Below are 20,654 nucleotides of genomic sequence, written 5' to 3'. Positions count from 1 at the left end.
ATGACAATTATAGGCTAGCGAAGGCATGGCGGCATACGCGCAATTTGCGAAGATGAACGGGCTTGGTAACGAAATCATCGTTGCCGATATGCGCGGGCGTGCGGACCGGATTACGGCTGACGCGGCTATCGCGCTCGACCGGGATCCGGCGACCAAGTTCGACCAGATCATGGCAATTCACGCACCGAAAACTGGCGGCACGGAAGCCTATATCGAGATCATCAATTCCGACGGCAGCGAGGCGCAGGCCTGTGGCAATGGCATGCGCTGCGTGGTGCAGGCGCTGAGTTCCGAAACCGGCAAGCGTGAGTTCACTTTCGAGACTATCGCCGGAATCCTGACCGCCCGCGAACATCCAGACGGGCAGATCTCCGTAGACATGGGCAAGCCGCGCTTCGATTGGCAGGACATTCCCCTCGCGGAACCGTTTCACGACACACGCAGGATCGAATTGCAAATTGGGCCGATCGATGCACCGGTCCTGCATTCGCCATCGGTCGCCAGCATGGGCAATCCGCATGCGATCTTCTGGGTTGACCAGGATGTGTGGACCTACGATCTGGAGCGCTTCGGGCCTCTCCTAGAAAACCATCCGATCTTCCCGGAACGCGCCAACATCTCCATTGCGCACGTGACAAGCCGCAATGCCATTACCCTGCGTACGTGGGAACGCGGCGCCGGTTTGACCAAGGCTTGCGGTTCTGCTGCCTGCGCCGCTGGTGTTTCCGCCGCGCGTACCGGCCGCACCGAAAGAACTGTAACGGTCACTGTTCCGGGCGGACCGCTGGTGATCGAATGGCTTGAAAACGATCACGTGATCATGATCGGGCCCGCGGAATGGGAGTTTTCAGGATCTCTGGACCCCGCGACCGGAGCGTGGCACCGCGACGATGCCAAATCCTCGCAGGGAGCGGCGTGATGGCTGTCGACGTCGTCACATTCGGTTGCCGGCTCAATACATACGAGTCGGAGGTGATGAAGCGCGAAGCCGATGCGGCGGGTCTGGGCGCGCTGGAAGATGGCGCGATCATTTTCAATACCTGCGCCGTTACCAGCGAAGCTGTGCGCCAGGCCCGGCAAGCCATCCGCAAGGCACGCAGAGACAATCCGCAAGCGCGCATTATCGTTACCGGTTGCGCCGCGCAAACGGGCGCGGATGAATTTGCTGCCATGGATGAAGTCGATCTCGTTCTCGGTAACGAGGAGAAGCTGAAATCCAACTCCTATCGCATGCTGCCGGATTTCGGTGTCAACCAGTTTGAAAAAGTGCGTGTCAACGACATCATGGAGGTGCGCGAGACCGCCTCGCACATGGTCGACGCCATCGAGGGTCGCGCCCGTGCTTTTGTTCAGGTGCAGAATGGCTGCGATCACCGCTGCACCTTCTGCATCATTCCGTACGGCCGGGGTAACTCGCGCTCGGTGCCGATGGGCGGCGTCGTCGAGCAGGTAAAGCGCCTGGTCGGCAACGGTTATAACGAAGTGGTGCTGACTGGCGTCGACATGACCAGCTATGGACCGGATCTTCCGGGAAACTTGCGGCTGGGCAAGCTAATTAAGACTGTACTCAGGGAAGTACCGGACTTGCAGCGGCTGCGTCTTTCCTCCATCGATTCTGATCGAGGCCGACGAGGATTTGATGGAAGCGCTCGCGACCGAGAAACGTATGATGCCACATCTGCATCTATCGTTGCAGTCCGGCGACAACATGATCCTGAAGCGCATGAAGCGCCGCCATCTGCGCGAAGATTCAATCGAGTTTTGCGAGAATGTCCGCAAGATTCGCCCGGATGTCGTTTTCGGTGCGGATATTATCGCCGGTTTTCCGACCGAGACGGACGAGATGTTCGAGAATTCCATCCGGATCGTCGAGGAATGTGGCTTGACGCATCTGCACGTTTTTCCGTTCAGCCCGCGTGAAGGAACGCCCGCTGCGCGCATGCCGCAGGTTAACCGCCAGATCGTCAAGGCACGCGCGGCAAGCCTTCGGGCTGCGGGCGATAGGGCCTATCGCCGCCACTTGCAGAGTATCGTTGGCACGACGCAGAAAATTCTCATCGAACGTGAAGGCCTTGGCCGGACAGAGGGTTTCACCTTGGTCGGTGTTGATGGCGGTGTGCCGGGCCAAATCATCGAGCGCACGATCAATGGCCATGACAGCGACAAGCTATTGGCTAATGATAGCAGCCGGCGCGCAGCATAAACTTAATCAGCAAAGCAGTTTTCATGGCTCTGGGTTTCATCAAGAAGATATTCTCCTTCGGTAAAAAGGAGATCGAAGAGGTTGCGGTTGAGAAGCCTCTAGTCGAGCTCGATCAGCTACCGACGCCTGAGCAGCTTTATGAGGATACAACGGCGCAGGAAGCATTGGATGTTCCTGTCGAAACTATTCCTGCTGAGGCAGCACCGGTTGTCGAGGAACAGGATACCTTCGAAGAGACGGCGGTAGAGCCGGAGTTACTTCAAGATATCGAACCTGTCGTCGTCGAACAGACCGAAATTGAACCCTCGCCAGTCGATGAACTCGTCGAGGTCACGGATGAGATTGAATCGCCCATGGGCGACATGGCGATCGAGCCAGTGCCGATCTCTGCTCCCGAAGCTCCCACGCCCGAAGTTGAAGAAGCACCCGAGCCTGTAGCCGCACCCAAGCCCTCAAAAGTAACGGTTAGCAAAACGGTCGAGGAAAAGCAGGCTGAACAACCCGCCATTACAGAACCGGAAACGCGCCTTTCCTGGTTCGAGCGCCTGCGCAAGGGGTTGTTCCGTTCCTCCCAGCAACTCGGCGATTCCATCGGCAGCATCTTCACCCGGCGCAAGCTCGACGAAGAAACGTTGCAGGATCTGGAAGACGTGCTGATCCAGGCAGATCTCGGCATGGAGACCGCCATCCGCATCACTGGCGCCTTGAGCGCAACACGCTATGGCAAGGATATCAGCACGGAGGAAGTCCGCGCCATCATGGCAGCGGAAATCGAGAAGGTGCTGGGTCCGGTGGCCAAGCCGCTGGAACTCGACCTTTCGCATAAACCGCATGTGATCCTCGTTGTCGGCGTCAATGGCACCGGCAAGACCACGACGATCGGTAAGCTTGCCGCCAAGCTTACGGCGGGTGGCCTCAACGTCATGCTCGCAGCGGGCGATACGTTCCGGGCGGCAGCCATCGAACAGTTGCACATCTGGGGCAAACGCACCGGCGCACCTGTCGTTTCCTCCAAGCTTGGCGCCGATGCGGCGGGGCTCGCCTTCGATGCGTGGAAACAGGCAAAAGAGGCCGGAAGCGACGTTCTGATCATCGACACAGCCGGCCGTCTGCAGAACCGGGCGGAACTGATGGACGAACTCGCGAAGATCGTTCGTGTGCTCGGCAAGAACGACCCGGAAGCACCGCATACGGTGCTGCAGACGCTTGATGCGACGACCGGGCAGAATGCTCTCAATCAGGTCGAGATTTTCAAGAACATCGCCGGCGTCAATGGTCTCGTGATGACCAAACTTGACGGCACAGCACGTGGCGGCATTCTTGTCGCCATATCGGCAAAACATAAACTGCCAGTCTATTTCATTGGTGTCGGCGAGCAGGTCGAAGACCTCGAACCTTTCGCCGCAAGCGATTTTGCCAAAGCCATCGCAGGAGTTGCATGATGGAACAGCCCATATTCGAACGCGATCCATCTGATCCGGCAGCCAGAACCGATCCGGCGCGCAAGGAGATCAATCCACTGCTCAAGCTGGTTCTGGAACTCGGCCCGCTGATGGTGTTCTTTTTCGCCAACGCGCGCGGCGAATGGTTGATCGAACGCTTTCCTGCCCTCTCCAATATTGGCGGGCCGATTTTCATCGCCACCGCCCTGTTCATGGCGGCAACGGCGATTGCACTTGCCGCTTCCTGGATTCTGGTGCGCAGCCTGCCGATCATGCCGCTGATCTCCGGCATTGTCGTGCTGATCTTCGGAGCGCTGACGCTATGGCTCCACAATGAGACCTTCATCAAGATGAAGCCGACCATCGTCAATGCATTGTTCGGGATCATCCTGCTCGGCGGACTTTATTTCGGCAAATCCCTGCTCGGCTATGTTTTTGACAGTGCCTTTAAGCTGAATGCCGAGGGTTGGCGCAAGCTGACCATGCGCTGGGGGATTTTCTTCATTTTCCTCGCCGTACTGAATGAAGTCGTGTGGCGCAGTTTCTCGACCGATTTCTGGGTAGCGTTCAAGGTTTGGGGCACCATGCCGATCACGCTGCTCTTCACCTTCGCGCAGATGCCGCTCGTAATGAAGTATTCCATCGAGCCTGCGGCCGAGAAAGCGTCGAGCAAAGAGCAATAGGACCGCCACAATCCGGCTGAAAAGGGTCATAATTTCCGCCCGATCGCGACGAAATCCCGCCGCGATCCGCGCTCAAGAATTACGTTACTGGCAACGAATTTTCAGAAAGTGCGACCTATGAAGACGGCTCTCATCGTAATGACCCTGATGGGTTGCGACTGCGATGCGAAAATCTGCGAATATATCAAGACAGCAGATGCCGGCTGGACCAGTGTCGAACGATGCCGAGCCGACCAGGAGAATCAGATTCGTCGGAACACCAAGGTCGACTATCCGTTGATCACCGCGACCTGTACCGTGAAATCCGCTCCGGGCTCGGTGGTTGCCAGCAGGTCTTTTACGGTTCCGGAACCCGCTGCGGACCGGCCAATAGAAACGCTTGCACTTGGCACGCCACTTGTTGCGCCTGTCACGGTCGCAACAAAAACGAGATTCGGCTATCGGATGATCACTGTTCCGCTCACCCATGCCTATGACAGCACGGCGACCGCCGCAACAAAGGCCGCGGGATGGGTACGGCGCTATGCCATGCTGGAAAACTGAAAGGCGTCTACTTCGCCTTTAGCGCTGCCTCGATGGCAGGTATGAGGTTGCCGCGGATCGAGTCTTCCGTCAAAGGTCCGACATGCTTGTAGGCGATGATGCCGTCCTTGCCCACTAGGAAGGTTTCCGGCACACCGTAAACGCCCCACTCGATTGCGGCACGGCCGTTCAAGTCAGCTCCAACGGCGGCGTAAGGATTGCCCAATTCGTCGAGGAAGCCGAGGACGTTCTCGTTTTTATCCTTGTAGTTCAACCCGGTGAGCCGAAAACGCTTGTCTTCACCCAATTGCATGAGCAGCGGGTGTTCGACACGGCAGGGCACACACCAGGAGCCAAAAACATTGACGAGCGTGACCTGCCCCTTGAAGTCTGCCGGATCAAGCCCGGGAAGTGGCTGGCCATCCTTTTGCAAGCCGCTCACGGCCGGCAGCGACACATTGGGAGCGGGTTTGCCAATCAGCGCCGACGGAATAACAGATTCATCGCGGCCCGACGCAAGCTGGAATGCGAAAACAGCGGCTAGGGCGGCAAACAGGATAAGCGGCAGAAAGACAAAGAACAGACCGCGCTTACGTGGAGCCTTTTCGACTTGCTCCTGCCCCGTCACGATGCGTTATCCATCTTCGTCTCGGACCTGCGACGCACCCCGCGCGATTCCAGCTCCTGCAGCGCCTGACGCTGGCTGCGTTGATCGATGAAAATCCATCCGATCAAGGCAGCAAGGACAATGATGGCAGCGCCATAGGAGGCAAGCACGAAACCGGTATGGCTCGTCATGACACTGTTCCCCGATCGGCGCTGCGGGCAGCAACGCGGCGCATCGCCGTGACGCGGCGACGCCAGATTTCATTGCGCATCGCCATCAGATGCAACGTGAAAAATAGCAGGGTGAAACCGATTGCCATGACCAGCAACGGCTTAAGATAAGACGGGTCGAGGGTTGAGCCACCCATGCGCAGCACTGACGCAGGTTGATGCAACGTGTTCCACCAGTCGACCGAAAACTTGATGATCGGAATATTGATGAAGCCGACAAGGGTGAGAATAGCCGTAGCCTTTGCCGATTTTGCCGGATCATCCATGGCGCGGGTGAGCGTGATGATCCCGAGATACATCAGAAACAGGACAAAAACGGACGTGAGCCGCGCATCCCAGACCCACCACGTGCCCCACATCGGCTTACCCCAAAGTGAACCGGTGATCAGCGCCAAAGCAGTGAAGACCGCCCCGATCGGCGCAGCCGCCTTGGCGGAAACATCGGCCAGCGGGTGGCGCCATACCAGCGTTCCGAGCGCCGCGATGCTCATGATCGTGTAACACATCATCGAGAGCCATGCGAAAGGCACGTGGATGAACATGATCTTGACCGTCGAGCCCTGCTGGTAATCGTCGGGCGCGTTCATCGACATCCAGAAGCCTATAGCCAGCACCAGCACAGTGAGCCCGCCGAGCCACGGCAGAATGCCACCTGCCAGGCTCAAAAACCGCGTAGGGTTGGCCAGGTCGATCCATCGTCCGGTCTTGGATACTGCGTCACTCATCACATACTCTTAGCTTTCTGATGCCCGTTTCGCAATTCATCACGCTGTCAATCGGCTGAAGACTTCAACGCCGCTGCGGCGGCTATTGGTCCCAGCACTGCAAAAAACAGCGTAATCGCAGCAAGAATAAGGAAAGGTGCCAGAAACGGTGCCGGATCTTCAACTGCGCCATAGGACGCAGACACGCCGAAAATCAGCACCGGTATCGTCAGCGGCAGGATGATCACAGAAACCAAAAGTCCGCCCCGCGGCAGCGAAACCGCCACCGCAGCGCCAACAGCACCGATCAGCGTGATCGCCGGCGTGCCAACCAGAAGGGTCAAGGCGGTCGCACCAATGGCCACAGGTTCCATGTTCATGAAGAGCCCAAGCAGCGGCGAGGCAATGACCAATGGCAAGACGCTGACTGTCCAATGCGCCAGACATTTGACGAGAATTGTAAGTGGAAGCATGTGCCGGTCCGACGCCATGATCAAGAGATCGAGCGAACCATCATCACGATCCGCCTGAAACAGGCGGTCGAGGCCGAGCAAGGTCGCAAGCAGAGCTCCGATCCACAACATCGCCGCACCGATGCGGGAAAGCAGCTTCAGATCGGGCCCCACGCCAAAGGGAACGACGGCAATTACCGCCAGAAAGAACAGGATGCCAACCAACGCGCCGCCACCAGCGCGCAAGCCCAGTCGAACGTCACGAAGGAACAATGCGCCCATTACGCGGCCGCTCCCAAGGCCAATTCCGTCGATCCCTCAAGTCCCAGCGGCAAATGGGTCGCTGCAACTATAATTCCGCCGCTTGTCAGGTGTCCGCGCATAAGTCCGGTGAACTGCGTCTCCGATGCTTTGTCCAGGCCGGCGGTTGGCTCATCCAAGAGCCACACCGGCCGGTCGCTGACGAGAAGCCGGGCGATGCTGACACGGCGTTTTTGTCCGGTCGAAAGATAGCCAAAAGGCAGGTGACCAATTTCGCCGAGACTGACGCGTTCGAGCGCTTCGGCAATCGAATACTGACCGCGTCCGTTGAACGATTGCCAGAAATGCAGGTTTTCATCGACGCTGAGAACCGGCTTCATGGCATTGAGGTGGCCAAGATAATGAGCGGCCGCGGCGAGCCCCTCAAACGCGGCCGGCGCACCCTCGAGCCGAAGCATTCCTTCCGCCTGGACAAGCAGACCTGCGATAATTCGAAGCAGGGTCGATTTACCTGAACCGTTGGGCCCGGTCACCATAAGCGCTTCACCGGAGGAAACAGCAAAATGAAGACCGGAAAACAACAGTTCTCCTCCCCGTTCACCACCCAAATTCTCGGCGATTAACCGCATGACCGATCCGCTTTTTGGTACTTGTGAAACGCCACGTGATTATTTCGACGCAGCACACAATTTAGACTAATTCCGGTCTGGCACAGATCAGCGAAAAACTCTATATAGCTGACAACCATGCCAGCGGTCGGCGTGGAAACCATTTTGGCCGATCTCGATACGGGTTCATTGGACCTGTTGCGGGACGGACAGCGGAAATGACTGCACCCGCACCTTAGCGCGTCCTTGAAACGCGGCAAAGGCGTTCGTCCCGGGTTTAGGCCTCAGCATAAGGACGAACGCAACAATGTCTCAGATTGACAGCTTCAAATGTCGTAAGACCCTCGCCGTGGGTGACAAGGAATACGTCTATTACAGTTTGACCGAAGCCGAAAAGAACGGCCTCGAAGGCATCTCCCAGCTGCCATTCTCGATGAAAGTTCTTCTCGAAAATCTGCTTCGTTTTGAAGACAACCGCTCGGTTTTCAAGAAGGACATCGAGGCCGTCGCGGCCTGGCTCGTCGACCGCGGCAGTGCCGGTGCGGAAATTGCCTATCGTCCGGCCCGCGTCCTGATGCAGGACTTTACCGGGGTTCCAGCAGTCGTGGACCTTGCAGCGATGCGCGACGCCATGGTCAATCTCGGTGGCGATCCGGAAAAGATCAATCCGCTTGTTCCGGTTGACCTGGTCATCGATCACTCTGTTATCGTCGACGAGTTCGGCAATCCCCAGGCCTTCAAACGCAATGTCGATCTCGAATATGAACGCAACGGCGAACGCTACCGCTTCCTTAAGTGGGGCCAGCAGGCATTCAAGAACTTCCGCGTCGTTCCGCCCGGCACCGGCATCTGCCACCAGGTCAATCTCGAATATCTCGCGCAAGGCGTGTGGACCAAGGAAGAGGATGGCGTGACCGTCGCTTATCCTGATACTTGTGTCGGCACCGACTCGCACACGACCATGGTCAATGGGCTGGGCGTACTCGGCTGGGGCGTTGGCGGTATCGAGGCTGAGGCATCCATGCTTGGCCAGCCCGTTTCGATGCTTCTGCCGGAAGTCATCGGCTTCCGCCTGACCGGCAAGGTCAAGGAAGGCGTGACGGCGACCGACCTCGTTCTTACTGTTGTGCAGATGCTGCGCAAGAAGGGTGTCGTCGGCAAGTTCGTCGAGTTCTTCGGACCTGGCCTCGAAAGCATGACGCTCGCGGATCGTGCAACCATTGGCAATATGGGTCCGGAATATGGCGCGACCTGCGGCTTTTTCCCGATCGACCGTGAAACCATCAATTACATGCACATGTCCGGACGCGATGAAGACCGCCTTGCGCTTGTCGAGGCTTATTCGAAAGCGCAAGGCATGTGGCGCGAGCCAAACTCGGCTGATCCGGTGTTCACCGACACGCTGGAACTCGATCTCGGGACGGTTGTACCATCCATGGCTGGACCGAAGCGTCCCGAGGGCCGTATCGCGCTTGAAGACATTGCGTCGGGCTTTCATGAATCGCTGCAGAAAGAATACAAGAAGACCACGCAGCTCGATGCCCGCTATGCGGTCGAAGGAGAGGATTACGATCTTGGTCACGGTGATGTCGCCATCGCCGCTATCACCTCCTGCACGAACACCTCGAATCCGAGCGTGTTGATTGCAGCGGGTCTTCTTGCCCGCAATGCCGTCGCCAAGGGCCTGAAGTCGAAGCCCTGGGTCAAGACATCGCTTGCTCCGGGCTCACAGGTCGTTGCCGCCTATCTCGAAAGCGCTGGGCTGCAGACGTCGCTCGACGCACTTGGTTTCAACCTCGTCGGTTTCGGCTGCACGACCTGCATCGGCAATTCCGGTCCGCTGCTGACGCCGATTTCCAAGACGATCAACGATAAGGGGCTGATCGCGGCATCGGTCCTTTCCGGCAATCGCAACTTCGAAGGCCGTGTATCGCCCGACGTTCAGGCAAACTATCTGGCTTCACCGCCTCTCGTCGTTGCCTATGCGATCGCGGGTACGGTCAAACTCGACCTGACCACCCAGCCGCTTGGCGAAGATCAGAACGGTAACCCGGTTTTCCTCAAGGATGTCTGGCCGTCTTCACACGAGATTCAGGAGTTCATCACCAAGAACGTTACCCGCAAACTGTTTTCGGCCAAATATGCCGATGTGTTCAAGGGCGATGAAAACTGGCAGGCGGTGAAGGTTCCCGCAGGTCAGACCTATACTTGGGACGATCAGTCAACCTATGTGCAGAACCCGCCTTACTTTGTCGGCATGGGCAAGACACCGGGCAAGGTCAACGACATCAAGGGTGCGCGCATTCTTGGTCTGTTTGGCGACAAGATCACCACCGACCATATTTCTCCGGCCGGTTCGATCAAGGCGGCCTCTCCTGCCGGACAGTACCTGACCGAGCATGGTGTCGCTCCGCTGGACTTCAACCAATACGGCACACGCCGTGGCAACCATGAAGTGATGATGCGCGGCACCTTCGCCAATATCCGCATCCGCAACCATATGCTGGGTGAAAACGGCCGTGAAGGTGGCTATACGATCCATTACCCGACCAAGGAGGAGATGCCGATCTACGATGCTGCCATGCAATATCGTAGCGAAAACGTTCCTCTGGTGGTCTTTGCCGGTGTGGAATATGGCAACGGCTCGTCACGCGACTGGGCGGCAAAGGGAACCAGCCTGCTTGGGGTTCGTGCCGTGATTGCCCAGTCCTTCGAGCGTATCCACCGCTCGAACCTGGTCGGCATGGGCATAGTACCATTCGTTCTCGAAGACGGCACGAGCTGGCAATCACTGGGACTCAAGGGTGACGAGATCGTCTCGATTGACGGTCTGGCGACAATTCAGCCACGGCAAAAGACATTTGCCACGGTGACTTATGCCGATGGCAGCGTCAAGCAGGTGCCGTTGATCTGCCGCATCGATACGATCGACGAACTGGAATATTTGAAAAACGGCGGTATCCTGCAATACGTTCTGCGTGATCTTGCTGCCTGATTGTTCAAGGATAATGTGAAATTGATGGTCGCCGGGAAACCGGCGGCCTTTCGACCAGAGCCTCGGGCTCTAAGGCAAGACGAAACGTGATCGAATTCACCTCAAAGTGACTTCCTGTTGAAACGATCGGCTCCTATCAATCTTCTGGCAATGAACTGACAAATAAGAACTAAGAAACTCGGGAAGAAAATAACTGCCTTGCCCCTGCGCACCCTATCCAGACGCATTGTAATCAGCGCACCGTTCGTAGCAGCAGTGGCCTATGTGCTGCCTGTCTATGCGGGGGATTCTGGCCAGCAACCCGAAGGTGTCGTCGAGCTTTATACGTCTCAAGGCTGTGGATCATGCCCCCCGGCGGATGCGGTGCTGAAGTCGCTTGCTACGGAAGGAAAGGTTGTCGCACTGGCCTTCCACGTGGATTATTGGGACTACCGTGGCTGGAGGGATAGCCTGGCAGTACCCGAAAACACCAACCGTCAGAATGCATATCGTACCGCGCTGGGATTGAACGGTGTTTATACGCCGCAGGTGATCCTCAATGGCCGTGAGCATATGAACGGTCAGGATGGCCAGAAGATTCGCAGGCGTATTGCAGAAACGCGTAACACACCGACTGGGCTTACCATCCCCGTATCCATCGAAAAGGCCGCGCAGGACCGGCTGTTGATCGACATAGGTTCAGGTCCATCCGCTACCAATCCGGTTCGGGTTCTGCTGGCATATTTCAATCGGGAGAGCATCATCGCCATTCCCGATGGCGAGAATGCCGGGCGCAAGGTCAATTACGCCAATAGTGTGCGCGCGATGGAGACGGTCGGCATGTGGGACGGAGCGGCGCAGAAGATCGAAATCCCGCTAAGCGAGATCGCCAGCAAGAAAGCGTCCGGTTGCGCGGTGCTGTTGCAGGAGATGCTGGGTGAAGGCAAGCCCGGCCCTATCATCGGCGCCTCCATTATTGCCGCGAAACCTTAGAGCACACAGAAAAACAGGCCGGATAAATCCGGCCTGAGTATTGGGGCATGTTGCTTACGGAGACTTGTCGGGCTCAACCCGGGCAACCCGTGGGCGGGGGCTTGGGGTTTTCGGATTGCTTCGAGAACGAGGCCGGTCTCCGACAACATGCAATTGATGTTGGGTGTCGAATCCGGCGGCAATGCGAACAGATAATGGCGAGAATGTGTCAGCCTATCACCATTGAATTCACGGCGTATTGCTTTGTGAGAAAGCCAACAAAACAGTTCGTAAGCCGCGATATCGAACAGCTCCCTTAACTCCGGACTTGTAAATTAACACGGATCAGGCCACCTTTATGTCATCCACGTGACACAACAGTTCTCAAAGGCGGTTGATTGATGGACAGCAATGCAGGTGGCGACGAATCGCAACAGCAGGCTAAACTTATCTCCCTTACCCGTAACAACGATTTGCCCGTAACCTTCAACCGGCGCGAACTCGATCAGATCCTACGAATATATGGTTTCATGGTATCTGCCGGTGAATGGCGGGACTATGCCATCGATCATTTGATGGACCGGGCAGTCTTTTCGATCTTCCGGCGAACCAGCGAAGTACCGATGTTCCGGATAGAGAAAAACCCCAAGCTTGCGCGCAAGCAAGGCGCCTACAGTGTCATTGCCGCCGGTGGCCTCATTCTCAAGCGCGGTCAGGAACTCGATCGGGTACTAAGGATCTTCGACAAGAGTCTGAGTGTCGTACGGAGTTAGCGCTTAAGCCTTCAGCGGAGGCTTGCCAGGCAATGTTTCCGAGCCACCGTTCATATCCAGCTGCATCAACACGGTGTCGAGCCAACGTCCGTGCTTGAAGCCCGATGCCTTGATCGTCCCCGAATGTTTGAAGCCGGAGCTCAAATGCAAGCGTACTGACGCCGATGCATCGTGACCATCGCCGATGACTGCGATAAACTGGCGGAAGCCGAGATTGGTACAATCCTTGATCAGCTGTTGCAGCAGGACCTTGCCGAGCCCCTTCCCCTTGGCCTCCGGCGCAACATAAATCGAATCTTCGGCTGACCACCAATAAGCCGGGCGTGTCCGGAAATAACTGGCATAGGCATAGCCGATTACTGCTCCGTCGAGTTCCGCGACAACGTAGGGAAATCCATCCGTGGTGATCGCATGGAACCGCCGCGTCATCTCCTCCATATCGGGTGGATCGATTTCATAGGTCGCCGTGCCATGCAGGACGGCGTCGCGATAGATTTCGGTTATGGCCGGAAGGTCTGCGGGGCGGGCCGAACGGATATGAATCTGGGACATGGCATTTCGCAATAATGATGAACTTGCACGCTTCATGCACTTCTTTGCATGGAATTTGAAGGGAGCGTTGCGAAAATTGTCGCCGCATCACCGGCGGCAGGAAAAATGAAAAGGGCAGCGTTTCCGCTGCCCTTATCTTCAATTCAAGTTCGCAAGAGTCAGTTGCGGTTACCGAGGAACTGCAGCAGGAACATGAACATGTTGATGAAGTCGAGATAAAGTCGGAGCGCACCCATGATTGCCTTGCGGCCATAAGTGTCCGAGCTATCGCCTTCGTAGTACATTTCCTTGATATTCTGCGTGTCATAGGCAGTCAGGCCTGCAAAGACCAGAACGCCGATAGCCGAGATTGCGAACTGCAATGCGCTCGACGCAAGGAAAATATTAACCAGCGACGCAAGGATGATGCCGATCAGGCCCATGAACAGGAACGAGCCCATCCCGGACAGATCGCGCTTTGTGGTGTAGCCGTACAGAGACAGCGCACCAAACGATGCTGCGGTGATGAAGAACGTCTGAACGATGCTTCCCGATGTATACACGAGGAAGATCGAGGACAGCGAGATACCGACGAGCGCCGCATAGACCCAGAACGTCGTCTGGGCAGCAGCAACGCTCATCTTCTCGATGCGGAAGCTCAAGAAGAACACTGCGGCAAGCGGTGCGAGCATCACAACCCAGCGCAGCGGCGAGCCATAGATTGCAACGCCAAGATTTGTCAGCATCTTGCCGTTCGGCAACTGCGCCGCGGCAAGAGACGCATCATTGGTGGTTGCGAGATAAACGATTGCAAGGGCGGCAAAACCGGTCACTGCAAGACCGATACCCATAAGGTTATACACCTTCAGCATGTAGCTGCGTAGACCTTGATCGATCCCCGCGTCCACACGCACTCCGGCCGATGTACGGGCCTGGATGTTGCGATAGTCAGCCATGGTTTTCCTCATTTGCTTCGTCCCGTCGGGTGTCGGGGGGAATCCCGGGCGCCGCTGGCGGAACCCCAGCATGCCTTGCTAAGAATTATGGTGATTTATACGCGCTATAACAAGACCTCATTTACTCAAGATCGTGTGTTGCAGTCCCAAATTGCCCTGAATCCGTACAATATTACATCGTTTTAATGATTTCAAAGGTTTCGCAAGATCGGCGCCGCCTTCTGGCCAAGTATTCGCCATGTGCCAGCGAGGCCGAAACCGATAGTCAGAACCAGTGCGATAATTACGGTCATCATCGCCACCTCCGGCTGAAATGAAGCTGGCAGTGTCATCACCCTCACAATCACATACCAGGCAGCCACACCACCGGCGAGCAACGCAAAAATAGCGGTCGAGAGGCCGAGCAGCATATATTCGAGTGTAAAGGCCTTTATCAGCGTGCGTCTGGTCGCTCCAAGCGTTTTCAATACGACGGCATCATGGACGCGCGCGCGATTTCCTGCCGCCAAAGCACCGCCAAGCACCAGGATCGACGCGATGAGTGCAACCGACGCTGCCGCTCGAATAGCAACGGCCAACTGCCCGACCAGCTCATTGGCGATGGTGATCGCATCCTTGACCCGAACCGTCGTCACCGCAGGAAAGGCGCGGGTCACGTCACGCATGACGGTGGCTTCTTGCTGCGAGGTAGCCGCGGAGTCAGTCAGGGTCGCCAGCCATGCATGCGGCGCGCCGGTAAAGGTGTTCGGGGAAAACACCATCACGAAATTGATGGCAAGGGATTCCCACTGCAGCTGACGAAAATTGGCAATCCGCGCTGTGATGTTACGGCCAAGCACATTGACCGTAACGGTATCACCAATCTTCAAGCCAAGATTGCCGGCCTCTTCGGCGGAGAAGGAGACGAGCGGTTCGCCGGAATAGTCGGCCGGCCACCACGAACCTTCAGTCAACGTCGAGTTTTCCGGCACATTTTTTGCGTAGGTAATTCCGCGATCGCCGCGCAATACCCATGCGCCCTCGGGGGAAATGGTCAATTTGGTGATGTCGGTTCCATTGAACGCGACGATCCGACCGCGCAGCATCGGAGCGCTGACGATCTTGCCATTCGGCGCCGCATTCTGCAGGAGACTAGTGAACTGATCGACCTGTTTGCTCTGAATATCGACAAAGAAGAAATTTGGCGCCCGCTCGGGCAAGTTACCCGCCAGTTGCTGGCGCAAACTACCGTCGATAAGTGCAAGCGTAACAAGAAGGGTCAGTCCCAGGCCAAGCGACAGGACTACGGACGGAGTCAGGGCTCCAGGCCGGTGAATATTGCCAAAAGCAAGTCGCAGCGCTGTCGATCGCACGCGCGGCGCACGCCGTGCAAGCCACTGAACCAGGCCCGAAACAGCGCGCAAAACGACGAATGAGAACGCCACTGCGCCAACAAAGACCATGGCGATTCGCCGGTCATAGGCAAAAATCACGGCCAGCAAGCAAAGAATAGCAATTAGCACAACCGCGGCTACGACATAGATTGGCTTCGGCCAGCCGCGCTGTTCAAACCCCTGTTCTCGAAAGAGTGCCGTCGCTGGAACGTCTCTGGCGCGCCCCAAGGGCAATATGGCGAACGCGAGGGTTGTCAAAAGACCAAACAGCGCCGCCCAGAGCAATGCGCCGGGATAGAAGCCGCCCTTCGAGGCGATGGGCAGAACGCTTTGCAACGCATAGCCAGCGGCATAAGGAATAAGGGCCGCAACAACCAGTCCGATGAGAATTCCGGCCAGCGCTATGATGACGATCTGTATCAAATAGACGGCGATGATGAACCAGCCTGGGGCTCCAAGCGACTTGAAGGTGGCAATGACGCCGCGCTTTGCGTCGAGATAGGACCTTACTGCATTGGCTACGCCAACCCCGCCAACGATCAGGGAAGTCAGCCCGACCAAGGTCAGGAACTGCGAGAACCGTTCGATATTGGCGCTGAGTGAAGGCGCGGCATTGTTGCGGCCACGTATTGTCCAACCGGCTTGTGGAAATTGCTTCTGCGCTTCGTCGCGTATGGCAGTGATTGCAGCGTCCGTCTCCCCGGCAGGCAAGGCGATTTTGTAGCTATGATCGACAAGACTTCCCGGTTGGACAAGCCCGGCGGCTCCAAGCCCTTCAAGCGAAACCATGAAGCGAGGTGCAAAGCCAAAGCCGTCCGAGAGCAAATCCGGCTCGTTGTTGATGACGGAGCGCAACTCGAACGTTGCAGTTCCAAGGAGAACCCGGTCACCCAGCTTCAGATTGAGCCGGTCGAGAAATATCTGGGCAACAGCGGCTCCGTAGGCACTATCCTTTTCTGCAAACAGTGCCTGATGGTCAAGTGCAGGCGTCGTCTGCAGCGCTCCATAGAGCGGATAGGCATTGTCCACTGCCTTCACTTCCACCAGCGACTGATCAGACCCGTCGGCGAGCCTTGCCATCGACCGCATGTTGGCGCTGACGGCGACGCCGCCTTTGCCCTCAAGAAAAGCCCGCTCGTCCGGGTTTACTTCGCGCTGGTTGAGCTGGAAACGGAGATCGCCGCCAAGGATGCTTTGGCCTTGCGTGGAAATACCCGCCGTAACGGAGTTTGCGACCGAGTTGACACCGCCAATGGCTGCCACACCAAGCGCAATACAGGCGAGAAAGATATAGAACCCTGATAGACCACCGCGCATTTCGCGCAGAGCGAAACGCAACGCCAGGTTCAGGGACGGTGTAACGCGGGCGGGGGATATCTCGCTCATGCGCTTTTCGCCAGCTCCGGAGCATGTTCATCCGCTTCGATCAGGCCGGAGCGAACGCGGATCTCCCTGTCGCAGCGCGCGGCAAGCGTCGCATCATGGGTGACGAGGACCAGCGTGACGCCGAATTCCTTCTGCTTCTCAAACAAGAGGTCGGCTATTTGTCGGCCGGTCGCAGTGTCGAGATTGCCTGTTGGCTCGTCGGCAATGAGGATCTTCGGCGACGGCGCCAGTGCGCGGGCAATCGCGACACGCTGCTGCTCGCCGCCCGAGAGCTCCCCTGGGTAATGTGTTATGCGATCGGCAAGACCGACTGCCGCGAGCACATTCTCTGCAATACCGAAGGCATCCGGATTCCCCGCGAGCTCGAGCGGCACAGCGACATTTTCGAGAGCCGTCATGTTCGGGATGAGATGAAATGATTGGAATACGATGCCGATATTGCGACCGCGGAACGCCGCGATCTGATCTTCGCTCATGCTTTCGAGCTTCTCGCCGGCAATCTGGACCGAACCGGAATCGACGTGCTCAAGTCCGGCAAGAACCATCAGCAGGGTCGATTTGCCCGAGCCGGACGGGCCGACAATGCCGACTGACTGCCCATAGTTGATGTTTAGGGAGATGCCTTTCAGCACGTGAACCGAGGAAGCGCCACTGCCAAGTGTCAACTCAATGTGATCAAGCGCGATAACGGATTTAGTCACGAAGCACTTCCTTTGCGGTATGGTCATCACCAGATTGATTGCAGCTGGTCTGATATGGGTACCCAAGAATGAGATTCAAACCATTGTTACAGTTCTTCGTTTTGTCTGCCCTTGTTGCCTTGCCGTCCGTGGCTCTGGCCAATCAAAATGCCGTGTCCGGCCGCCCCTTGGCGGTCGTCGGTTTCGGCGACAGCCTGATGTCCGGCTTCCAACTGCCAATCCAGGATTCGTTCACCGCCCAGTTGGAAAAGGCGCTGAAGGACAAGGGGGTCAACGTGACGATCACCAATGCGGGCGTCGCGGGAGAAACGACCACAGACGGCGTTTCCAGGCTGGATTGGTCGGTGCCACAAGGCACTGACCTGGTGATTCTCGAGTTTGGCGCCAATGACGCGCTTCGAGGCATCGACCCGGCTATCAGCGAGAAAAACCTTTCCGATATCCTTGAGAAACTGAAGCAGCGCAACGTTCAGGTCATTCTCGCCGGCATGCTGGCACCGCCTAACATGGGCAACGATTATGCCGAGAAATTCAACGCGATCTTTCCACGTCTGGCGGAAAAATATGATGTGCCGCTCTATCCCTTCTTTCTGGACGGCGTGGCGACAGTAAAATCATTGCAACTCGAAGACGGCGAACATCCGAACACAGAGGGCGTCGCCAAGATGGTTGAAGGTTTTCTGCCGCTCATGGAAAAGACCATAAGCCAGCGCACCGCATCACAATAGGTGCTCAACGCGCTGATGAAGGCAATCCGGCAACCTGTTCCGCCACCTTTGGATGAGCCGTGTCTAATTTGTCGCGCCGGAGGATAATCTGAACTTATGTCTTGCTCGCGAGTTCATTCGATGATTCTCTGAAGTTACAACTCGATTCGGGGAGGATGCCTTATGCCGCGTCTCTTTACTGCCCTCGAAATCCCGAGGGACGCCGCTCTCTCACTGTCGCTTTTGCGCGGTGGCCTGCCAGGTGCCCGATGGATTGATGTCGAAAACTATCACATCACATTACGCTTTATCGGGGATGTCGAAGGCCATATCGCCGACGAGGTTGCCAATGCGCTCGACCGGATAAGGCGACCGGAATTCACGCTGCAACTTTCCGGCGTAAAGGCCTTCGGTTCAAAGAAACCGCATAGTCTGGTCGCGGGTGTTTCTCCTTCGCCCGATATTCAGGCGCTGCACGCCGAAATCGAACGCATCTGCCAGCGGCTTATGCTGCCGCCCGATCAACGCAAGTTCACCCCGCATGTCACGCTGGCACGACTGCGCAATGTCCGTAATGAAGAAGTCGCACACTACCTGTCCTCACGTGGAAACTTCTCCACAGCGCCGTTCACCATAGGACGTTTCGTGCTGATGTCATCGCGCGACTCCATCGGTGGCGGGCCTTATATCGTCGAGGAAGCCTGGCCACTCGAAGCCCCGCGCTCCTTCTATCAGAACCGCGCGGAGAGGCCTTTGGAAGCCGCCAGGATCATTCGGTAGACGCGTTCGAAATCGACACTCGTGCCGTAATACGGATCCGGGATCTGTTTGGCGTCTCCAAAGGCGAGTTCATGGAACATACCGACTTCGGCAGTGGCAACGCTGGGCCGGCGCGTCTGAATCATCGCGATATTCTGCCGGTCCATGCCAACGATCAAGTCGAATCGGGTGAAATCACTCGTAATGAGCTGGCGGCACCTTTGACCTGAAATATCGATGCCGTGGCGGCTGGCGACGGCAATAGAGCGTTCGTCCGGCAATTCTCCCGTGTGATAGCCATTGGTACCAGCGGAGTCTATGACGACACCATCACCCTTCCCCTCCGCCACGAGCACCGATCGGAATACACCCTCCGCCAAGGGCGAGCGGCAAATATTGCCGAGACAAACGAACAGGACGGAATGGAGCGGGTATGATGTCATGCAGCACTCTGGTTTGGACGTGGACGCGCTCACGAATTCCACAACAATTTCGTTGAAACTCTTGCAGCAGGTGGCCGTTCTTACCATGTTGTCACGGAATGGTTTTGAAGGAAAAGGGATGAACGACGCAAAGATTGGCGAAATTCTGGAACCGGGAAGCGAGGATCAGCAACGCTCCCGTGAGGAACACGTTCGTGCGCGGTTCTGGAAAACGGCACGCAAAGCAGCGAAATCGATTCCATTCCTTGATGACGTCGTTGCCGGTTATTTTTGTGCGCTCGATCCTGCGACGCCGACGAAAGTACGCGGCATCCTTCTCGGTTCGCTTGCCTATTTCGTATTGCCGCTCGACTTCATTCCCGACTTCCTCTTCGGTCTCGGTTTCACCGACGATGTTGCCGTCCTGATGGCAGCATTGAGCGCTATTCGTAGTCACATCACACCAGCGCATCGTGTGGCCGCCCAAAGGGCTATCGAAAACCTCGACCGCGATCCGTCACCGGCCAATTGACTTCGATTCATCACAAGGACGTGAAACCGCGAAACGTCAAAGTCTCGCCGCTTTTGTTTGGCTGGAGTTCACTGGTGGGACGTTAACGAGGACGCGATATTCGTAGCTCTGAAAATTTGCTCTATCTTCACCGTTTGGTAACCCAGATTAAGTCAAATTAAGGGAAGCGAACTGGACAATACGGCATCCGGAAATCTCCGGGCCATTGCCGGTTCGCGAGTTATGAAGTACGCGAGAAAAACTGGTAGGTAAAATGTTTGGTAAATCAATCGTAGCGGTCTCTGTGCTCATGTTTGGGCTGACGGGAACAGCTCTTGCCCAGACCCCAAGTCAGATCAGCCAGTACAACGCGTGGGGCGCTTACAGCTACCAGCAAGGCAATGGTAAAGTCTGCTACGTCCTTTCTGTCCCGATCGACAAGCAGCCTGCCAAGATCGATCATGGCGATAACTTCTTTATGGTGAGCCAGAAGCCGGGTCAGAACGTCAGTTATGAGCCGCAGTTCAAGGCCGGTTACGATCTGCAGGCAAATTCCAAGGTCGTTGTGAAGATCGACGAGCGTTCTTTCTCCATGTTTACCAGTGGCAGTCACGGCTGGATGGAAAACGCTGCCGAAGAACCGCAACTCGTCGCTGCGCTGCGCGCGGGACAACAGATGTCGATCAACGCTGTCTCGAAGCGCGGTACGAAGACGAGTTATGCATATTCGCTGAAGGGTGTATCGGCTGCTCTGAAAGCTATCGCGACCTGCAAGTAACAATTCGAAGAGATGTCGTTAGAAGGGCCGACCACTGTTTCGGCCCTTTTGCATGTGGAGGTGACGCGCGGGCTGGAACGTGGTATGAGCCCCGCTTCC

Annotated in this window: 21 protein-coding genes and 1 pseudogene; 12 read left to right on the top strand and 10 right to left on the bottom strand. The window is 56.6% G+C overall.

Annotated elements, in window-relative coordinates; genetic code table 11:
* Positions 1-25 precede the first annotated feature (25 nt).
* The 5 genes and pseudogenes from dapF to N8E88_RS18050 all read left to right on the top strand — a co-directional run bounded on the left by dapF (position 26) and on the right by N8E88_RS18050 (position 4,871).
* On the top strand, positions 26-919 hold the full coding sequence (gene dapF / locus N8E88_RS18070; RefSeq protein ID WP_262294874.1) for a diaminopimelate epimerase: 894 nt from the start codon (positions 26-28) through the stop codon (positions 917-919).
* A pseudogene (gene mtaB / locus N8E88_RS18065) lies at positions 919-2,203 on the top strand (tRNA (N(6)-L-threonylcarbamoyladenosine(37)-C(2))-methylthiotransferase MtaB). Before dapF ends, mtaB begins: the two are co-directional and overlap by 1 nt.
* Before the next feature lie 23 nt (positions 2,204-2,226).
* Positions 2,227-3,645, top strand: a complete 1,419-nt coding sequence (gene ftsY / locus N8E88_RS18060) for a signal recognition particle-docking protein FtsY (protein WP_262294873.1) — start codon at positions 2,227-2,229, stop codon at positions 3,643-3,645.
* Positions 3,645-4,328, top strand: a complete 684-nt coding sequence (locus tag N8E88_RS18055; protein WP_262295524.1) for a septation protein A — start codon at positions 3,645-3,647, stop codon at positions 4,326-4,328. The genes ftsY and N8E88_RS18055 overlap by 1 nt, the downstream gene beginning before the upstream one ends.
* Positions 4,329-4,445: 117 nt before the next feature.
* Positions 4,446-4,871, top strand: coding sequence for a hypothetical protein (locus N8E88_RS18050; protein WP_262294872.1), 426 nt, complete (start codon positions 4,446-4,448; stop codon positions 4,869-4,871).
* Between the two features lie 7 nt (positions 4,872-4,878).
* On the opposite strand, the gene N8E88_RS18045 is transcribed toward N8E88_RS18050, so the two are convergent.
* Genes N8E88_RS18045 through ccmA form a run of 5 tightly spaced genes read right to left on the bottom strand, consistent with a single transcriptional unit; the run spans position 4,879 to position 7,733 of the window.
* Complete coding sequence (locus tag N8E88_RS18045) at positions 4,879-5,478, bottom strand: DsbE family thiol:disulfide interchange protein (protein ID WP_262294871.1); 600 nt, start codon at positions 5,476-5,478, stop codon at positions 4,879-4,881.
* Positions 5,475-5,648, bottom strand: coding sequence for a heme exporter protein CcmD (gene ccmD, locus N8E88_RS18040; RefSeq protein WP_209998911.1), 174 nt, complete (start codon positions 5,646-5,648; stop codon positions 5,475-5,477). The genes N8E88_RS18045 and ccmD overlap by 4 nt, the downstream gene beginning before the upstream one ends.
* Complete coding sequence (locus N8E88_RS18035; RefSeq protein ID WP_262294870.1) at positions 5,645-6,415, bottom strand: heme ABC transporter permease; 771 nt, start codon at positions 6,413-6,415, stop codon at positions 5,645-5,647. Before N8E88_RS18035 ends, ccmD begins: the two co-directional genes overlap by 4 nt.
* 44 nt (positions 6,416-6,459) lie before the next feature.
* A complete protein-coding gene (ccmB, locus tag N8E88_RS18030) occupies positions 6,460-7,125 on the bottom strand; it encodes a heme exporter protein CcmB (protein ID WP_262294869.1) in 666 nt (221 codons plus the stop codon).
* Positions 7,125-7,733: a heme ABC exporter ATP-binding protein CcmA gene (ccmA, locus tag N8E88_RS18025; protein WP_262294868.1), complete on the bottom strand. Its 609-nt coding sequence runs from the start codon at positions 7,731-7,733 to the stop codon at positions 7,125-7,127. Before ccmA ends, ccmB begins: the two co-directional genes overlap by 1 nt.
* Before the next feature lie 286 nt (positions 7,734-8,019).
* On the opposite strand from ccmA, the gene acnA reads away from it, so the two are divergent.
* The 3 genes from acnA (at position 8,020) to N8E88_RS18010 (ending at position 12,431) form a co-directional block, all read left to right on the top strand.
* Positions 8,020-10,707, top strand: coding sequence for an aconitate hydratase AcnA (acnA, locus tag N8E88_RS18020; RefSeq protein WP_262294867.1), 2,688 nt, complete (start codon positions 8,020-8,022; stop codon positions 10,705-10,707).
* 198 nt (positions 10,708-10,905) lie between these two features.
* On the top strand, positions 10,906-11,679 hold the full coding sequence (locus tag N8E88_RS18015; protein WP_262294866.1) for a DUF1223 domain-containing protein: 774 nt from the start codon (positions 10,906-10,908) through the stop codon (positions 11,677-11,679).
* Positions 11,680-12,059: 380 nt separating this feature from the next.
* Positions 12,060-12,431 carry a DUF2794 domain-containing protein gene (locus tag N8E88_RS18010; protein WP_262294865.1) on the top strand — a complete coding sequence of 124 codons (372 nt, stop codon included), beginning with the start codon at positions 12,060-12,062 and terminating at the stop codon, positions 12,429-12,431.
* A gap of 3 nt (positions 12,432-12,434) precedes the next feature.
* On the opposite strand, the gene N8E88_RS18005 is transcribed toward N8E88_RS18010, so the two are convergent.
* From N8E88_RS18005 to N8E88_RS17990, 4 genes are all read right to left on the bottom strand, one after another.
* Positions 12,435-12,983 (bottom strand): GNAT family N-acetyltransferase, encoded by a 549-nt coding sequence (locus N8E88_RS18005; RefSeq protein ID WP_114429892.1) that lies wholly within the window; start codon positions 12,981-12,983, stop codon positions 12,435-12,437.
* A 158-nt stretch (positions 12,984-13,141) separates the two neighbouring features.
* Positions 13,142-13,918, bottom strand: coding sequence for a Bax inhibitor-1/YccA family protein (locus N8E88_RS18000; RefSeq protein WP_262294864.1), 777 nt, complete (start codon positions 13,916-13,918; stop codon positions 13,142-13,144).
* Between the two features lie 191 nt (positions 13,919-14,109).
* Positions 14,110-16,677 carry an ABC transporter permease gene (locus N8E88_RS17995; RefSeq protein ID WP_262294863.1) on the bottom strand — a complete coding sequence of 856 codons (2,568 nt, stop codon included), beginning with the start codon at positions 16,675-16,677 and terminating at the stop codon, positions 14,110-14,112.
* Positions 16,674-17,405: an ABC transporter ATP-binding protein gene (locus N8E88_RS17990; RefSeq protein WP_262295523.1), complete on the bottom strand. Its 732-nt coding sequence runs from the start codon at positions 17,403-17,405 to the stop codon at positions 16,674-16,676. Before N8E88_RS17990 ends, N8E88_RS17995 begins: the two co-directional genes overlap by 4 nt.
* 41 nt (positions 17,406-17,446) lie before the next feature.
* On the opposite strand from N8E88_RS17990, the gene N8E88_RS17985 reads away from it, so the two are divergent.
* On the top strand, positions 17,447-18,106 hold the full coding sequence (locus N8E88_RS17985) for an arylesterase (RefSeq protein ID WP_262294862.1): 660 nt from the start codon (positions 17,447-17,449) through the stop codon (positions 18,104-18,106).
* Between the two features lie 162 nt (positions 18,107-18,268).
* Positions 18,269-18,865, top strand: a complete 597-nt coding sequence (gene thpR / locus N8E88_RS17980) for an RNA 2',3'-cyclic phosphodiesterase (RefSeq protein ID WP_262294861.1) — start codon at positions 18,269-18,271, stop codon at positions 18,863-18,865.
* On the opposite strand, the gene N8E88_RS17975 is transcribed toward thpR, so the two are convergent.
* A complete protein-coding gene (locus N8E88_RS17975) occupies positions 18,817-19,374 on the bottom strand; it encodes a low molecular weight protein-tyrosine-phosphatase (RefSeq protein ID WP_410010657.1) in 558 nt (185 codons plus the stop codon). The genes thpR and N8E88_RS17975 overlap by 49 nt on opposite strands.
* Positions 19,375-19,405: 31 nt before the next feature.
* Between N8E88_RS17975 and N8E88_RS17970 the strand changes: the two genes are divergently transcribed.
* Together N8E88_RS17970 and N8E88_RS17965 are read left to right on the top strand one after the other, a co-directional pair.
* Positions 19,406-19,798 (top strand): YkvA family protein, encoded by a 393-nt coding sequence (locus N8E88_RS17970; RefSeq protein ID WP_262294859.1) that lies wholly within the window; start codon positions 19,406-19,408, stop codon positions 19,796-19,798.
* Between the two features lie 253 nt (positions 19,799-20,051).
* Positions 20,052-20,555, top strand: a complete 504-nt coding sequence (locus N8E88_RS17965) for an invasion associated locus B family protein (RefSeq protein WP_262294858.1) — start codon at positions 20,052-20,054, stop codon at positions 20,553-20,555.
* Positions 20,556-20,654 lie beyond the last annotated feature (99 nt).

The organism is Phyllobacterium zundukense (assembly GCF_025452195.1).
GTDB lineage: Bacteria > Pseudomonadota > Alphaproteobacteria > Rhizobiales > Rhizobiaceae > Phyllobacterium > Phyllobacterium zundukense_A.
This window is presented reverse-complemented; position numbering and strand designations above follow the sequence as displayed.

What these genes read in the sequence shown, in the direction of transcription:
- ccmA (WP_262294868.1), bottom strand. Translation starts at nt 7,733, where the DNA reads ATGCGGTTAATCGCCGAGAATTTGGGTGGTGAACGGGGAGGAGAACTG.
- thpR (WP_262294861.1), top strand. Translation starts at nt 18,269, where the DNA reads ATGCCGCGTCTCTTTACTGCCCTCGAAATCCCGAGGGACGCCGCTCTC.
- N8E88_RS17995 (WP_262294863.1), bottom strand. Translation starts at nt 16,677, where the DNA reads ATGAGCGAGATATCCCCCGCCCGCGTTACACCGTCCCTGAACCTGGCG.
- N8E88_RS17985 (WP_262294862.1), top strand. Translation starts at nt 17,447, where the DNA reads ATGAGATTCAAACCATTGTTACAGTTCTTCGTTTTGTCTGCCCTTGTT.
- ccmD (WP_209998911.1), bottom strand. Translation starts at nt 5,648, where the DNA reads ATGACGAGCCATACCGGTTTCGTGCTTGCCTCCTATGGCGCTGCCATC.
- N8E88_RS17970 (WP_262294859.1), top strand. Translation starts at nt 19,406, where the DNA reads ATGAACGACGCAAAGATTGGCGAAATTCTGGAACCGGGAAGCGAGGAT.
- N8E88_RS17990 (WP_262295523.1), bottom strand. Translation starts at nt 17,405, where the DNA reads ATGACCATACCGCAAAGGAAGTGCTTCGTGACTAAATCCGTTATCGCG.
- N8E88_RS17965 (WP_262294858.1), top strand. Translation starts at nt 20,052, where the DNA reads ATGTTTGGTAAATCAATCGTAGCGGTCTCTGTGCTCATGTTTGGGCTG.
- ftsY (WP_262294873.1), top strand. Translation starts at nt 2,227, where the DNA reads ATGGCTCTGGGTTTCATCAAGAAGATATTCTCCTTCGGTAAAAAGGAG.
- N8E88_RS18055 (WP_262295524.1), top strand. Translation starts at nt 3,645, where the DNA reads ATGGAACAGCCCATATTCGAACGCGATCCATCTGATCCGGCAGCCAGA.
- N8E88_RS18050 (WP_262294872.1), top strand. Translation starts at nt 4,446, where the DNA reads ATGAAGACGGCTCTCATCGTAATGACCCTGATGGGTTGCGACTGCGAT.
- ccmB (WP_262294869.1), bottom strand. Translation starts at nt 7,125, where the DNA reads ATGGGCGCATTGTTCCTTCGTGACGTTCGACTGGGCTTGCGCGCTGGT.
- N8E88_RS18005 (WP_114429892.1), bottom strand. Translation starts at nt 12,983, where the DNA reads ATGTCCCAGATTCATATCCGTTCGGCCCGCCCCGCAGACCTTCCGGCC.
- dapF (WP_262294874.1), top strand. Translation starts at nt 26, where the DNA reads ATGGCGGCATACGCGCAATTTGCGAAGATGAACGGGCTTGGTAACGAA.
- N8E88_RS17975 (WP_410010657.1), bottom strand. Translation starts at nt 19,374, where the DNA reads ATGGTAAGAACGGCCACCTGCTGCAAGAGTTTCAACGAAATTGTTGTG.
- N8E88_RS18010 (WP_262294865.1), top strand. Translation starts at nt 12,060, where the DNA reads ATGGACAGCAATGCAGGTGGCGACGAATCGCAACAGCAGGCTAAACTT.
- acnA (WP_262294867.1), top strand. Translation starts at nt 8,020, where the DNA reads ATGTCTCAGATTGACAGCTTCAAATGTCGTAAGACCCTCGCCGTGGGT.
- N8E88_RS18000 (WP_262294864.1), bottom strand. Translation starts at nt 13,918, where the DNA reads ATGGCTGACTATCGCAACATCCAGGCCCGTACATCGGCCGGAGTGCGT.